The sequence below is a fragment of the Nocardioides sp. genome (assembly GCF_044226765.1).
Taxonomy (GTDB): Bacteria; Actinomycetota; Actinomycetes; order Propionibacteriales; family Nocardioidaceae; genus Nocardioides.
In genome coordinates this window covers 933850-947465 of record NZ_JBGAGJ010000001.1, presented here as the reverse complement: position 1 = coordinate 947465, position 13616 = coordinate 933850, and the positions used below count along the sequence as shown (strand labels likewise).

Annotated in this window: 14 protein-coding genes; 9 read left to right on the top strand and 5 right to left on the bottom strand. The window is 73.6% G+C overall.

The window, feature by feature from the left end:
- Window positions 1-50: 50 nt before the first annotated feature.
- Window positions 51-1220, top strand: coding sequence for an alpha/beta hydrolase family protein (locus ACILRH_RS04620; RefSeq protein ID WP_395691129.1), 1170 nt, complete (start codon window positions 51-53; stop codon window positions 1218-1220).
- Between the two features lie 4 nt (window positions 1221-1224).
- Here ACILRH_RS04620 and ACILRH_RS04615 read toward each other — a convergent pair whose 3' ends face one another.
- The gene (locus tag ACILRH_RS04615; RefSeq protein ID WP_395691127.1) at window positions 1225-2259 is read right to left on the bottom strand and encodes an aldo/keto reductase; all 1035 of its coding nucleotides are present in this window, start codon (window positions 2257-2259) and stop codon (window positions 1225-1227) included.
- Between the two features lie 83 nt (window positions 2260-2342).
- Window positions 2343-2942: a TetR/AcrR family transcriptional regulator gene (locus tag ACILRH_RS04610; protein ID WP_395691125.1), complete on the bottom strand. Its 600-nt coding sequence runs from the start codon at window positions 2940-2942 to the stop codon at window positions 2343-2345.
- Window positions 2943-2995: 53 nt separating this feature from the next.
- Between ACILRH_RS04610 and ACILRH_RS04605 the strand changes: the two genes are divergently transcribed.
- Genes ACILRH_RS04605 through ACILRH_RS04570 form a run of 8 tightly spaced genes read left to right on the top strand, consistent with a single transcriptional unit; the run spans window position 2996 to window position 11235 of the window.
- Window positions 2996-3748: an SDR family oxidoreductase gene (locus ACILRH_RS04605; RefSeq protein WP_395691123.1), complete on the top strand. Its 753-nt coding sequence runs from the start codon at window positions 2996-2998 to the stop codon at window positions 3746-3748.
- Entirely contained in the window at window positions 3748-4554 is an 807-nt protein-coding gene (locus ACILRH_RS04600; protein ID WP_395691121.1) for an SDR family oxidoreductase, read from the top strand. The genes ACILRH_RS04605 and ACILRH_RS04600 overlap by 1 nt, the downstream gene beginning before the upstream one ends.
- Window positions 4551-5591, top strand: coding sequence for a phosphotransferase family protein (locus ACILRH_RS04595; RefSeq protein ID WP_395691120.1), 1041 nt, complete (start codon window positions 4551-4553; stop codon window positions 5589-5591). The genes ACILRH_RS04600 and ACILRH_RS04595 overlap by 4 nt, the downstream gene beginning before the upstream one ends.
- 15 nt (window positions 5592-5606) lie before the next feature.
- Complete coding sequence (locus ACILRH_RS04590) at window positions 5607-6836, top strand: acyl-CoA dehydrogenase family protein (protein ID WP_395691119.1); 1230 nt, start codon at window positions 5607-5609, stop codon at window positions 6834-6836.
- Entirely contained in the window at window positions 6829-8007 is a 1179-nt protein-coding gene (locus ACILRH_RS04585) for an acyl-CoA dehydrogenase family protein (protein ID WP_395691118.1), read from the top strand. The genes ACILRH_RS04590 and ACILRH_RS04585 overlap by 8 nt, the downstream gene beginning before the upstream one ends.
- Window positions 8004-9068, top strand: a complete 1065-nt coding sequence (locus ACILRH_RS04580) for an acyl-CoA dehydrogenase family protein (RefSeq protein WP_395691116.1) — start codon at window positions 8004-8006, stop codon at window positions 9066-9068. Before ACILRH_RS04585 ends, ACILRH_RS04580 begins: the two co-directional genes overlap by 4 nt.
- 57 nt (window positions 9069-9125) lie before the next feature.
- On the top strand, window positions 9126-10277 hold the full coding sequence (locus ACILRH_RS04575; RefSeq protein ID WP_395691114.1) for an acyl-CoA dehydrogenase family protein: 1152 nt from the start codon (window positions 9126-9128) through the stop codon (window positions 10275-10277).
- Window positions 10278-10293: 16 nt separating this feature from the next.
- Window positions 10294-11235 carry an alpha/beta hydrolase gene (locus tag ACILRH_RS04570; protein WP_395691113.1) on the top strand — a complete coding sequence of 314 codons (942 nt, stop codon included), beginning with the start codon at window positions 10294-10296 and terminating at the stop codon, window positions 11233-11235.
- 236 nt (window positions 11236-11471) lie between these two features.
- Here ACILRH_RS04570 and ACILRH_RS04565 read toward each other — a convergent pair whose 3' ends face one another.
- Genes ACILRH_RS04565 through truA form a run of 3 tightly spaced genes read right to left on the bottom strand, consistent with a single transcriptional unit; the run spans window position 11472 to window position 13606 of the window.
- Window positions 11472-12197 carry a hypothetical protein gene (locus ACILRH_RS04565; RefSeq protein ID WP_395691111.1) on the bottom strand — a complete coding sequence of 242 codons (726 nt, stop codon included), beginning with the start codon at window positions 12195-12197 and terminating at the stop codon, window positions 11472-11474.
- A gap of 10 nt (window positions 12198-12207) precedes the next feature.
- The gene (locus ACILRH_RS04560; RefSeq protein ID WP_395691109.1) at window positions 12208-12813 is read right to left on the bottom strand and encodes a class I SAM-dependent methyltransferase; all 606 of its coding nucleotides are present in this window, start codon (window positions 12811-12813) and stop codon (window positions 12208-12210) included.
- Entirely contained in the window at window positions 12806-13606 is an 801-nt protein-coding gene (gene truA / locus ACILRH_RS04555; RefSeq protein ID WP_395691108.1) for a tRNA pseudouridine(38-40) synthase TruA, read from the bottom strand. Before truA ends, ACILRH_RS04560 begins: the two co-directional genes overlap by 8 nt.
- Window positions 13607-13616 lie beyond the last annotated feature (10 nt).

Below are 13616 nucleotides of genomic sequence, written 5' to 3'. Positions count from 1 at the left end.
GCACCCCGGTTTCCACCCCGCCCCGCGGGACGCGGGGCTACCGTGCCGACGTGACCACCCTCCTGCGCGGCATCGCCGCCGTCGCCGCCACCGCGACGACCGCCCTCCTGCTGCCCCTCGGCCTGGGTGCGCCCGCCTCCGCGGAGCGCTCGCTGCCCCCGGCGGTCGGACCCACGACGTTCGCGAAGAAGGGTCCGTTCGGCGTCGGCGTGCGCGGCCTGCGGCTGCCCTCGGGTGCCAAGGTGACGGTCTGGTACCCCGCGCCCAAGGCGGCCGTGCGGGGGAAGAAGGTCTGGAGCTACGACCTGGTCAACTGGATGCCCCCGGCGCTGCGGCAGCAGGTGCCGGACGACTTCTCGGTCGCCTACCCCAGCGGCGGCGTCCAGCGGGCGCCCGTCGCGGCGGCGAAGTTCCCCCTGGTGGTCTTCAGCCACGGGTACGCCGGCTTCCGTACCCAGTCCTCGTACCTGACCTCGGCGCTGGCGTCGTGGGGCTTCGTGGTCGCGGCGCCGGAGCACCCGAGCCGGGACATCACGCGGCTGCTCACCTTCAAGCCCGCCACGGCCGGTGACGTCGACGACCTCTCGGCGACCATCACCCTGGTCGGGCAGAAGAACCGGACCCGGGACAACTGGCTGTTCCGTCACGTCGACATGTCCCGGATCGCGGCCCTCGGCCACTCGGCCGGTGGCCGGGCGTCGGAGCAGCTCGCGGTGGCCGACAAGCGGGTCGACACCTTCGTCGGGATGGCGGGCGCCTCCGTCGGCGCCCTCGACCAGACCGGCACCGACGTCCCGGACCGGCCGGGCATGATCGTGGCCGCGACCGACGACACCATCGTGAAGCTCGACCGGCTGCAGGCGGCGTACGACGCCATGAACGCGCCGAAGCGGATGGTCCTCATCGGCGGCTCGGGCCACCTGGTCTTCTCCGACCTCTGCGAGGTCGGTGCCGGGTCGGGCGGGCTGCTGGCGATCGGCGAGGCGCTCGGCCTGCCGTCCCAGTTCCTCGACCAGATCCGGCCGCTGGCGACCGACGGCTGCGTCGACCCCACCGTCGCGCCGACCCAGGCGTGGCCGGCGATCAAGCAGGTCGTCATCGCCTACCTGCGCTCGACCCTCGGCCTGGACCCGACCGACGCGGGCCTGACCGGCCTGGAGGAGGCGTGGCCGGGGATCGTCGTGGACGACGACAGCGTGACGGAGCCGCCGGCCCCGTAGGCCGCTACGCGTGGTCGCCGGCGGCGAGCGCCTCCTCGATCGCGCGCAGCTCCTGCTCGTCGAGGGGCGGGAACGTGAGGGCGTCGAGGTTGGTGTCGAGCTGCTCGACCGAGCTCGCCCCGATCACCGCGGACGTCACCCGTGGGTCGCGGACCACCCACTGCAGGGCCAGCTGGGCGAGCCGCTGACCGCGGGCGCGGGCGATGCCGTCCAGGGCCCGCACCCGCCCGAGCGTGGTCTCGTCGAGCCGGTCGGCGCCGATGCTGGAGCCGGCGCGGGCGGCCCGGGAGTCGGCCGGGACCCCGCCGAGGTAGCGGTCGGTCAGCAGGCCCTGCGCCAGAGGTGAGAACACGATGCAGCCCAGGCCCTGCTCCTCGAGCTCGTCGAGGAGGCTCAGGCCGTCGGCGTCGGACTCGATCCAGCGGTCGAGCATCGAGTACGACGGCTGGTGGATGAGCAGCGGCGTCCCGAGGTCGCGGGCGATCGCGGCCGCCTCGTGGGTCTGCGCGGCCGAGTAGGACGAGATGCCGGCGTACAACGCCTTGCCCTGCCGCACGGCGTGGTCGAGCGCGCCGACCGTCTCCTCCAGCGGGGTGTCGGGGTCGAAGCGGTGGCTGTAGAAGATGTCGACGTAGTCCAGCCCCATCCGGGCCAGGGACTGGTCGAGCGAGGCGAGCAGGTACTTCCGCGAGCCGCCACCCTGGCCGTACGGGCCGGGCCACATGTCGTAGCCGGCCTTGGTCGAGATCACCAGCTCGTCGCGCAGGCCGGCCAGGTCGTCGCGCAGGTAGCGGCCCAGGTTCTCCTCGGCCCGGCCGTACGGCGGGCCGTAGTTGTTCGCCAGGTCCAGGTGGGTCACCCCGCGGTCGAACGCCCGTCGCAGCACCGCCCGCTGGGTCTCCTCGGGCCGGTCGTTGCCGAAGTTCTGCCAGAGCCCCAGCGAGATCACCGGCAGCCGCAGCCCGCTGCGCCCGGTCCAGCGGTACGCCATCCCGGTCGCGCCCGGGTCGTACCTGTCCTCGGCGGGGGTGTAGGCCATGCCCCCGATCCTGCCAGCCGGCCGGGATAGTCCCTGACGATCGAGTGGTCGGACGGCCCCCGGGACCACCCGATGGTCAGGGACTATCCCGCCGCGCCGACCATCCGCAGGGCGAGGAGACGGTAGTGCGCGGCGACCTGGTCGGGGGTCCAGCGACCCTCGTCGCGGAACCAGCGGGCCACGTCGATGCCGAGGGAGAGCACCGCCAGCGAGGTCATCCGCGGGTCGGGGGTGGTGAAGGCGCCGCTCGCGACGCCCCGGTCGACCACGTCGCGCACCACCACGTCGATGTCGTGGCGGACGGCGAGGATCTGCTCGCGGTGCTCCTCGCTCAGCGCGGCGAGCTCGTAGTTGATCACCCGGGCCCCGGTGTGGGCGACCGCGTGGTCGCGCACGAAGTCCTCGACGAGGTCACCGAGCTGGGTCACCGGGTCGCTGCTGCGCGCCACCGACGCCCGCACCATCTCCAGCACCCGCAGGTGCCCGACGTGGGCGAGCTCGAAGAGCAGCTCCTCCTTGGACCGGTGGTGCACGTAGAGCGCCGCGGGGCTCATCCCCGCCGCCGTGGAGATGTCGCGCGTCGTCGTCCCGTGGAAGCCGCGCGACGCGAACGCGTCGACCGCGGCCCGGGCCAGCCGGGTCCGGGCATCGGTCGCGGGGGTGGACGCGCTCACGGAGAACATGGTAAGCAAGCGCTTAGTCACGGGGCAAGGGCCCCGGGAGCAGGAGGAGCAGGGTGCACGGACTCTCCGGCAAGGTCGCGCTGGTCACCGGTGCGAGCCGCGGCATCGGGCTGGGCATCGCCCACCGGCTGGTCGAGGAGGGCGTCTCGGTCTGCGTCACCGCGCGCAAGCCGGAGGCGCTCGAGGAGGCGGTGACGTCGCTGGGCGGGCCGACCCGCGCGCTCGGCGTCGCGGGCAAGGCCGACGACCCCGAGCACCGGGCGGACGCCGTACGCCGCACGATCGAGACGTTCGGGAGCCTGGACCTGCTGGTCAACAACGCCGGCATCAACCCGGTCGCCGGGCCCCTGGTCGACCTCGACCTCGGCGCCGCCCGCAAGATCATCGAGGTCAACGCCCTCGGTGCCCTCGCGTGGACGCAGGCGGCCTACCACGCCTGGATGGGCGAGCACGGCGGCTCGGTCGTCAACATCTCGTCGGTCTCCGGGGTCACCCCGGCCCCGATGATCGCGATGTACGGCGCCTCCAAGGCGATGCTGATCAGCCTCACCGAGTCGCTGGCCGTCGAGCTCGGCCCGGCGGTGCGCGTCAACGCGGTCGCCCCGGCCGTCGTCAAGACGGCGTTCGCCAGCCTGCTCTACGAGGGCCGCGAGGAGGAGGTCGCGGCGAAGTACCCGCTGCGCCGCCTCGGGGTGCCCGAGGACGTCGCCAGCGCGGTCGCCTACCTGCTCTCCGAGGAGGCCTCCTGGGTGACCGGCCAGACGATCACCCTCGACGGCGGCATCACCCTGGTGGGCGGCCACTGATGGGCGCCGCTGGGAAGCTGGCCGGCACGGGCGTCGTGGTCACCGGAGCCGGCCGCGGGATCGGCCGGGCGCTGGCCGTCCGGGCCGCCGCCGAGGGGGCCCGGGTCGTGGTCAACGACCTCGACGCCGACAACGCCCGCGCCGTGGCCGCGGAGGTCGGGGGGACCGCCGTCCCGGGCGACGCCTCGTCGACCGAGGGCGTGCAGGCGCTGCTCGCCGCGGCGACCGACGCACTGGGCCGCGTCGACGTCTACTTCGCGAACGCCGGCGTCGACGGCGCGTTCGGCGTCGACAGCCTGCAGGCGCCCGACGAGCTGTGGCAGCGCACGATGGACGTCAACGTGATGGCCCACGTCCGCGCCGCCCGCGAGCTCGTCCCCGGGTGGCTCGCCGACGGGCAGGGCGGTCGCTTCGTCGTCACCGCCTCGGCGGCCGGGCTGCTCACCATGATCGGGACGGCGCCGTACTCGGTCACCAAGCACGCCTCGGTCGCGTTCGCGGAGTGGCTCGCGGTCACCTACGGCTACCGCGGCGTGGACGTGCACGCGATCTGCCCCCAGGGCGTGCGGACCGCGATGCTCGACTCGGCCGGCCCCCTGCAGGAGCTGCTCACCCGCGACGGCGCGCTCGAGCCCGAGGAGGTCGCCGAGGCCGCGGTCGCAGCGATCGAGGAGGGCCGGTTCCTCGTGCTCCCGCACCCGGAGATCGGGACCTACTACGTCGCCCGGGCCACCGACACCGACAAGTGGCTGCGCGGCATGGGCCGGCTGCAGCAGAAGCTCGACGAGAGCGGGTTGATGGGATGACCGACGAGACCACCGACCCGACTCCGGGCCTCGACCTGGCCGCGTTCCGCGCCTGGTACGACGCCCAGCGGCCCGGCGAGATCACCGGCGACCTGAGCGGCAGCGTGATCGCGGGCGGTCGCTCCAACCTGACCTACCGGATCTCCGACGGGTCTCGCTCGTGGATCGTGCGCCGCCCGCCACTCGCCCACGTCCAGGCCACCGCGCACGACATGGCCCGCGAGCACACCGTGATGACCGCGCTGGCCCCGACCGCGGTGCCGGTGCCGGCCACCTACGCGCTCTGCCAGGACCCGGACGTGATCGGCGCTCCGTTCTACGTGATGGAGCCGGTCGACGGGACGGCGTACCGCTCCTCCCAGCAGCTGGCGGCGCTCGGCCCCGAGCGGACGGCGGCGATCGCCACCGAGATGGTCGACGTGCTCGCCACGCTGCACGAGGTCGACCCGGCCTCGGTGGGCCTCACCGAGTTCGGCCGTCCGGCGGGGTTCCTGGAGCGTCAGGTCCGCCGCTGGGGCCGGCAGCTCGAGGGCTCGAAGACGACGGACCGGCCCGACGCCGACGAGCTGCACCGGCTGCTGACCGCACGCGTGCCCGAGGACGACCCGGCCTGGGTCGGCATCGTGCACGGCGACTACCGTCTCGACAACCTGCTGACCGGCAGCGACGACCACATCAAGGCGGTCGTCGACTGGGAGATGGCCACCCTCGGCGACGTCCGCACCGACCTCGCGCTCCTGTTGGTCTACGACAACCTGTCGTCGATGCCTGCTGCGGGACTCGTCTCCGACGTCGGCCGGGCCCCCGGCTACCCGAGCAGCGAGGCGCACCTGGCCCGGTACGCCGAGCGGCGGGGCCGGGGCCTCGGGGACATGGGGTTCCACCTGGGGCTCGCCTACTTCAAGCTCGCCGTGATCCTCGAGGGGATCCACTTCCGGTTCCTGCAGGGCGGGACCGTCGGCGAGGGCTTCGACCAGATCTCCGCGGGCTTCGACCCGCTCATCGCCCGGGGGCTCGACGCCCTCGCCGACCACTGAACGAGAGGCACGGACATGGACTTCGCGCTCGACGCACGCACCGAGTCGTTGCGGCAGAGCCTGCTCACCTTCATGGAGGAGCGGCTGGTGCCCTCCGCCCCCGTCTTCCACGAGCAGCTCGGGCAGCTGGAGGACCGGTGGGCCTGGACCGAGGTGCCGATCCTCGGCCAGCTGCAGTCCGAGGCCCGCGACCTTGGTCTCTGGAACCTCTTCCTGCCGGTCGAGCACGCCGACTCCCCCGGGCTGACGAACCTGCAGTACGCCCCGCTCGCCGAGATCACCGGCCGGCTCGGCCACCTGGCCCCGGCGGCCCTGAACTGCGCGGCACCCGACACCGGCAACATGGAGGTGCTCTCGCTCTTCGGCAGCGAGGAGCAGAAGGAGCGGTGGCTGCAGCCGCTGCTGCGCGGTGAGATCCGCTCGGCGTTCGCAATGACCGAGCCCGACGTGGCCTCCTCCGACGCCACCAACATCGAGACGCGGATCGAGCGCGACGGCGACGAGTACGTGATCAACGGCCGCAAGTGGTGGATCACGGGCGCGATGAACCCGCACGCCGAGATCATGATCGTGATGGGCAAGACCGACCCGAGCGCGTCGCGGCACCGTCAGCAGAGCATGGTGCTCGTGCCGCGGGACACCCCCGGTGTCGAGGTCGTCCGCGGCATGGAGGTCTTCGGGTACGACGACCACGAGCACGGCGGCCACGCGGAGCTCCGGTTCACCGACGTCCGGGTGCCGGTGAGCAACCTGGTCGGCGACGAGGGCACCGGGTTCGCGATCGCCCAGGCGCGGCTCGGTCCCGGTCGCATCCACCACTGCATGCGCGCGATCGGCATCGCCGAGGTCGCGATCGAGATGATGTGCCGGCGCGCGACGAGCCGGGTGGCGTTCGGCCGTCCGCTGGCCAACCAGGGCGTCGTCCGCGACTGGATCGCGGAGTCCCGCGTGCGCCTCGAGCAGCTGCGGCTGCTGGTGCTCAAGACCGCCTGGCTGATGGACACCGTCGGCAACCGCGGTGCCCACACCGAGATCCAGGCGATCAAGATCGCGACGCCGTCGACGGTCCAGTGGATCCTCGACAAGGCGATCCAGGTGCACGGCGGAGGCGGCCTCTCGCAGGACTTCATGCTCGCCAACGCCTACGCCGCCGTCCGCACGCTGCGGTTCGCCGACGGCCCGGACGAGGTGCACAAGAACTCGCTCGCCAAGGCCGAGATCGCGAGGCACAGCACCGGTGGATGAGGCAGACCTGCTCGCACGCGTCGACACGCTGCTCGCCGAGCACCCGCCGGCGACCACGGACCGGCTCGACTTCCTGCACGCCCGCTTCGACGCGGGCCTGGCGTGGGTGCACTTCCCCGAGGGGCTCGGCGGCCTGGGGCTGCCCCGCAGTCTCCAGCCGGCCGTCGAGGAGGCGCTGCTGGCCGCCGGCGCCCCCGACAACGACCCGCGCCGCAACGGCATCGGGCTCGGCATGGCGGCACCGACGATCCTCGCCTTCGGCACCGACGAGCAGAAGCGCCGCTACCTGCGGCCCCTGTGGTGCGGGGAGGAGATCTGGTGCCAGCTCTTCTCCGAGCCCGGCGCCGGCTCCGACCTGGCGGGGCTCGCCACCCGGGCCGTCCTCGACGGCGACACGTGGATCGTGAACGGCCAGAAGGTGTGGACGTCGTCCGCCCACATCGCGGACCGGGCGATCCTCGTGGCACGCACCGACCCGGACCAGCCCAAGCACGCCGGGCTGTCCTACTTCCTGCTCGACATGCACGACCCGGGTGTGGACGTGCGACCGCTGCGCCAGATCACCGGCGAGGCCGAGTTCAACGAGGTCTTCCTGACCGACGTGCGGGTCGCCGACAGCGACCGGCTCGGCGCCGTGGGCGAGGGCTGGAAGGTCGCCAACGCGACCCTGTCGGCCGAGCGGGTCGCCATCGGCGGCGGGGCCTTCCCCCGCGAGTTCGGGATGGTCATGAACGTCGCCCGCACCTGGCGCGAGCATCCCGAGCTGCGCACCCCCGAGACCCACGAGCGGCTGCTGCGCGGGTGGGTCGACACGGAGGTCGCCCGCATCACGGCCACCCGGCTGCGGCAGAAGCTGACCGCCGGCGTACCCGGGCCCGAGGGCTCCGCGATGAAGCTGTCGTTCGCGAAGATCAACCAGGAGCTGTCGGCGCTCGAGCTCGACCTGCTCGGCGACGACGGCCTGGCCTACGACGACTGGACGATGCGCCGACCCACGCAGGTCGACTTCTTCGGCAAGGACGCGGGCTACCGCTACCTGCGCGCGAAGGGCAACTCGATCGAGGGCGGCACCTCTGAGGTGCTGCGCAACGTGGTCGCCGAGCGGGTCCTCGGCCTGCCCGCCGAGCACCGGGTCGACAAGGACGTGCCGTGGAAGGACCTCCCCCGATGAACCACCCCACGGCCCCCGCTTCCGTCGACCTGCTCCCCGACGACGTCGAGCAGGACCTGCGTGCCTCGGTGCGCGCGGTCGTCGACAGGCACGCGCCGCCCGACCGGGTCACGGCGCTCTACGACGGCCACGACGACGTGACCGCGCCGCTCTGGTCGGCCTTCGTCGACCTCGGGCTGCCCGGGCTGCTCGTGCCCGAGGACCTCGGCGGTGCCGGCGCCTCCGCCCGCGAGGCCGCCGCCGTGCTCGAGGAGCTCGGCCGTGCGGCCGCGCCGTCGCCGTACCTGACGTCGAGCGTGGTGGCCACGACCGCCCTGCACGTCGCCGGGGACACCGAGATCCTCCCGGCGCTCGCCTCGGGCGAGCAGACCGCGGCGCTGCTGGTGCGGCCCGCCTCGAGGTCGGGCGCACCCGCACTGACCACGGTCGGGCTGCCGGCCGACGTCCTCCTGCTCCCCGAGGACGGCGCCCTGTACGCGGTTCGCGGCGCGACCGTCACGCCGGTGAGCTCGCTCGACATGACCCGCCCGCTGGCCCGGGTCGACCTCGACGGCGCCGAGCGCACGCTGGTCGCCTCCGACGCCACGGCCGCGGTCGACCGGGCCCTGCTCGTGGGCGCGGGGCTCCTCGCGGCCGAGCAGGTCGGCGTGGCGCGGTGGTGCCTCGAGACGACCGTCGCCTACCTCAAGGAGCGACGCCAGTTCGGCCGCGTCGTCGGCGGGTTCCAGGCGCTCAAGCACCGGCTCGCGGACCTCTACGCGCTCGTCGAGCAGGCCGACGCCGCCGCGCGGTACGCCGCCGCGACTCTCGCGACCGGCGACCCCGACGCCCCGGTGGCCGTGGCGGTCGCGGCGTCGTTCTGCGGCGAGGCCGCGACCCACGCGGCGGAGGAGGCCGTGCAGCTGCACGGCGGCATCGGCATGACGTGGGAGCACCCGGCCCACCTCCACCTCAAGCGCGCGAAGGCCGACGAGCTGCTCCTCGGCACCCCCGAGGCGCACCGCCGCGCGCTGGCCACCCTCATCGACCTGCCCGCGCCGAGCGGTTCGTTGGTCGAGTAGCCGTCGCGAGGCGCGAGCGACGGCGTATCGAGACACCACATCGAAAGGCGTCCGACCATGGACCTGACCCTCAGCGACGAGCAGCAGGCGTTCCGCGAGCTCGCCCGCGACTTCCTCGACCGCGAGGCCGTCCCGCACCGCACCCAGTGGGACCGCGACGAGCAGGTCGACCTCGCGATCATCCCGAAGATGGCCGAGATCGGGTTCTTCGGCCTGACCATCCCCGAGGAGTACGGCGGGCTCGGCGGCGACTACCTGACCTACGTGCTCGGCATGGAGGAGCTGGGCCGTGCCGACTCCGCCCTCCGCGGCATCGTGTCGGTGTCGAGCGGGCTCTTCGGCAAGTCGGTGCTCGGCTTCGGCACCGAGGAGCAGAAGCAGGAGTGGCTGCCGCGGATCGCCTCCGGCACCGCGCTCGGGTGCTTCGGGCTCACCGAGCCCGACACCGGGTCGGACGCGGGCAACCTCACGTCCCGCGCGCGACGTGACGGCGACGACTACGTGCTCAACGGCCAGAAGCTGTTCATCACCAACGGCACCTGGGCCGACGTCGCACTCGTCTTCGCGCGCACCAGCGACGACGGGCCGAGGGGCGTGACGGCGTTCCTCGTGCCGACCGACGCGCCGGGCTTCGAGGCCCGCGAGATCAAGGGCAAGCTCGGGCTGCGCGGCCAGGCGACCGCCGAGCTGTTCCTCTCCGACGTGCGGGTGCCGGCCTCGGCGCGGCTGGGCGAGGAGGGCCAGGGCTTCAAGATCGCGATGACCACCCTCGACAAGGGCCGGGTGGCGGTGGCCGCGGGGTGCGTCGGCATCGTGCAGGGCTGTCTGGAGTCCTCGGTGGCGTACGCGACGTCCCGGACCCAGTTCGGCCGCCCGCTGGCGTCGTTCCAGCTCGTGCAGGAGCTGATCTCGGACATGTCGGTCGACGCCGACGCCGCGCGGCTGCTGGTGTGGCGCTGCGCCGACCTGATCGACCGCGGCGAGCCGTTCGGGACCGCCGCGTCGAAGGCCAAGCTGTTCGCCTCCGAGGCGGCGGTGCGCGCCGCCGGCAACGCGATCCAGGTCTACGGCGGTGCCGGTTACGTCGACGAGTACCCGGCCGAGAAGTACCTGCGCGACGCGCGCGTGATGACCCTCTACGAGGGCACCTCGCAGATCCAGAAGCTGCTCATCGGGCGCGCCGAGACCGGCGTCAACGCCTTCGTCTGACCTCGAGAGGACCGTCATGCCGATCGACCCGCACCTGGCCGGACTGCTGGAGCTGATCGCCGCCGCCGGCAACCCGCCGATGTCGGAGAGCACCCCCGAGCAGGCCCGGCACGGGTTCCGGATGCTGACCGTCGACCTGCGCGACCCCGCCTCCCTGCCGGAGGTCGCGTCGGTGGAGGACACCGAGGTGCCCGGTGGCGACGGCCCGCGGGCCGCCCGCATCTACCGCCCGGTGGCCGAGGGTCCGCTCCCGACGGTCGTGATGCTCCACGGCGGCGGCTTCGTCATCGGCGACCTGGACACCCACGACCTCACGGCCCGGACCCTGGCCACCGGCTGCGACGCCGTCGTCGTGTCGGTGGACTACCGGCTCGCGCCGGAGCACCCGTTCCCTGCCGGGCTGGAGGACGCGATCGCCGCGACCCGCTGGGCGGCCGCCCACCTCGCCGACCTCGGCGGGGACCACCGCCTCGCCGTCGCGGGGGACAGCGCCGGTGGCAACCTCAGCGCCGTCGTCGCCCAGACGATGCGTGACGAGGGCGTCGCGCTCGCCGGGCAGCTGCTGATCTACCCCGTCACCGACACGGGTGGCTCCTACCCCTCACACGAGGAGAACGGCGAGGGCTACTTCCTCGACATCGCGACCATGGTGTGGTTCGACGAGCAGTACGTCGGCCACCTGGCCGACGTCGACCGCGCCGACCCGCGCCTCTCCCCGCTGCACGGCCGGCTCGACGGCCTGGCGCCCGCGGTCGTCGTCGTGGCCGAGCTCGACCCGCTCCGCGACGACGGCCTGGCCTACGCGGCGGCGCTCGACGCCGCCGGCGTACCGGTCGAGGTCCGGACCTTCCCCGGCATGATCCACGGCTTCGTCGACATGGGCCGCCACTCCCCCGCCGCCCAGGCCGCCGTCGAAGAGACCGTGGGCCTGTTCCGCAAGCTGCTGCACGGCAGCTGACGGCCTGGGCACGACTCGCCGACCCCCGGCCTGGCGGCGGGACGGTGGATGAATCCCCGGTCAGCCGGGGATTCATGACGTTGTCAGGGGTTGCAACGCCCCACAACGTCAGGAACTGCCCGTCCGCTGTGACGCGTGGGGCTGGAGCGGCGGCACGGCCGGCGCCGACAGATCCGGCAGCAGCGTCACGAGAGCCCTCCTGCCGCGGCCGGCCCTCGACCGGCTCGGGCGCCGGCTCAGAGTCCTACCGAGGTGGCGACGGCACCGAGCGCGGCAGTCGTGACCAGCGCGAGGAGCAGTCCTACCCCACCGCGGATGCGGCGGCCACCGACGACCGGCGGCAGCAGGCCGCTCGGCCCGCCGAGGAGCAGGTACGCCGGGATGCCCACGGGAGCTGCGAACGCGAGCGCCCAGAACCAGGCCCACCGGTTGGCGCGCCACGGCTGGGGCCCCGCGACGATCAGGACGAACGTGCCGACCCAGAGCGTGAGGACCAGCCAGCCGGCCCACCTCGGGAGGCGCCACCCGCGGACCTCGGACCACCCTGCGCTGTCCCGGCCCTCCCGGGTCACCTCGACACTCCGGTCGAGCGACGCGAGATCCTCCTCGACGCTGAAGACCCGCGGCGTCCCGTCGGCAGACCTCGGGTAGCGCGGCGCCGGGTGCACCTCGAGGACGTGGGCGACGCGTCGCACGAGACCGTCGCGCCAGTGCACCCCGACCGACACGGCCCCGATGTAGTCGCCCTGCATGCCGCCGGTCACGGTCGCTGCGTCCACGTCGCCGCGCTCGACGGCGAGCCGCAGGTCGTCGTACGAGCCCGGCCGCTCGCCGGCGACGACACCGGTCACCAGCAGTGCGACACAGCACCCCAGGAGGACCCAGCCGACCCAGCGGATGGGACCCCAGCCCGCTTCGCGGCGGACCGGCCGCACCGCCGGTGCCGCCTCCCGAGTCTCCACGCGCTGCAGCCTACGGTCGCGCGCTGCGCGTCTCCAGCACGCGGAAGCCCTTGGCGCTGGCGATCCGCTGCGTCGGCCAGCCCTGCTCCCCCAGCCAGCGCTGGAGCGAGTCGGCGCCGAGGTTCTTGCCGACCACCAGCACGGCCCGGCCGCCGGGGGCCAGCCGCGGGAGCCAGGTGAGCAGCAGCTCGTGCAGCGCCGCCTTGCCGATCCGGATCGGGGGGTTGGACCAGATCTCGTCGTACGTCGCGTCCGCGGGCACGGCGTCCGGGGTCACCGCGGTGAACCGGTCGGCCAGGCCCAGGGCCGCCGCGTTCTCGGCGGCGAGCAGCAGCGCCCGCTCGTTGACGTCGACGCCCGTGACCACCGCACCGGGCACCGCGGCCGCGACCGCGAGCCCGATGACGCCGTACCCGCACCCCAGGTCGAGCACCCGGCCGGGCGCGGGCGGCGCGGTCTCCCGGAACAGGACCGCCGTCGCGTGGTCGAGGTGGCCGCGGCTGAACACACCGGCCCCACTCACCAGCCGCAGGTCGTGTCCCCACACCGTGCAGTCGAACGCCTCGCGCACGAACGGCACCGACGGGTCGGCCGCGAAGTAGTGCTCCTCACTCATCGCGCACCCGCTTCGCCCGGGTCTGCAGGGAGCGCGCCTCGAGCTCGTCGTCGGGCGGGTAGGCGACCTCCTCGAGGGTCAGGCCGTGGGCGTGCACGACCGGCACCGACGAGGACCGCGCCTCCGCCGCGAGCACCTCCCCTGCCCAGGCAGCCGGTCGGCGCCCCTCCCCGACCACGACCAGGCAGCCCACCAGCGACCGCACCATGCTGTGGCAGAAGGCGTCCGCGCGGACGGTCCCGACCGCGACCCCGGCGGCGTCCCGGTCCCAGGACAGCTCGTCGAGGGTGCGGATCGTCGTCGCTCCCTCCCGTTGCTTGCAGAACGACGCGAAGTCGTGGCGTCCCACCAGCAGCTGCGACGCCGCGTTCATCGCCTCGAGGTCCAGCGGTCGCGGCCAGGCGAGCACGTGGCCGCGCACCAACGGGTCCACCGCCTCGGGGCGGTCGGCGATGCGGTACGCGTAGCGCCGCCACAGCGCTCCGAAGCGCGCGTCGAAGGACACCGGCGCGACGGCCGCCCGTCGTACCCGGACGTCGGCAGGCAGGATCCCGTTGAGCCGGCGCACCAGCACCTCGGGGGGCGGCGGGTCCTCGAGGTCGGTGTGCACCACCTGACCGCGAGCGTGCACGCCCGCGTCGGTGCGGCCGGCGCAGACCAGGTCGACCGAGGGCACCCGCAGCAGGGTCGCCAGCGCCGCCGCCAGCTCGCCCTGCACGGTCCGGAGCCCCGGCTGGGCGGCCCACCCGTGGAAGTCGGTGCCGTCGTAGGAGAGGTCGAGCCGGATCCGCACGGCCCTCACC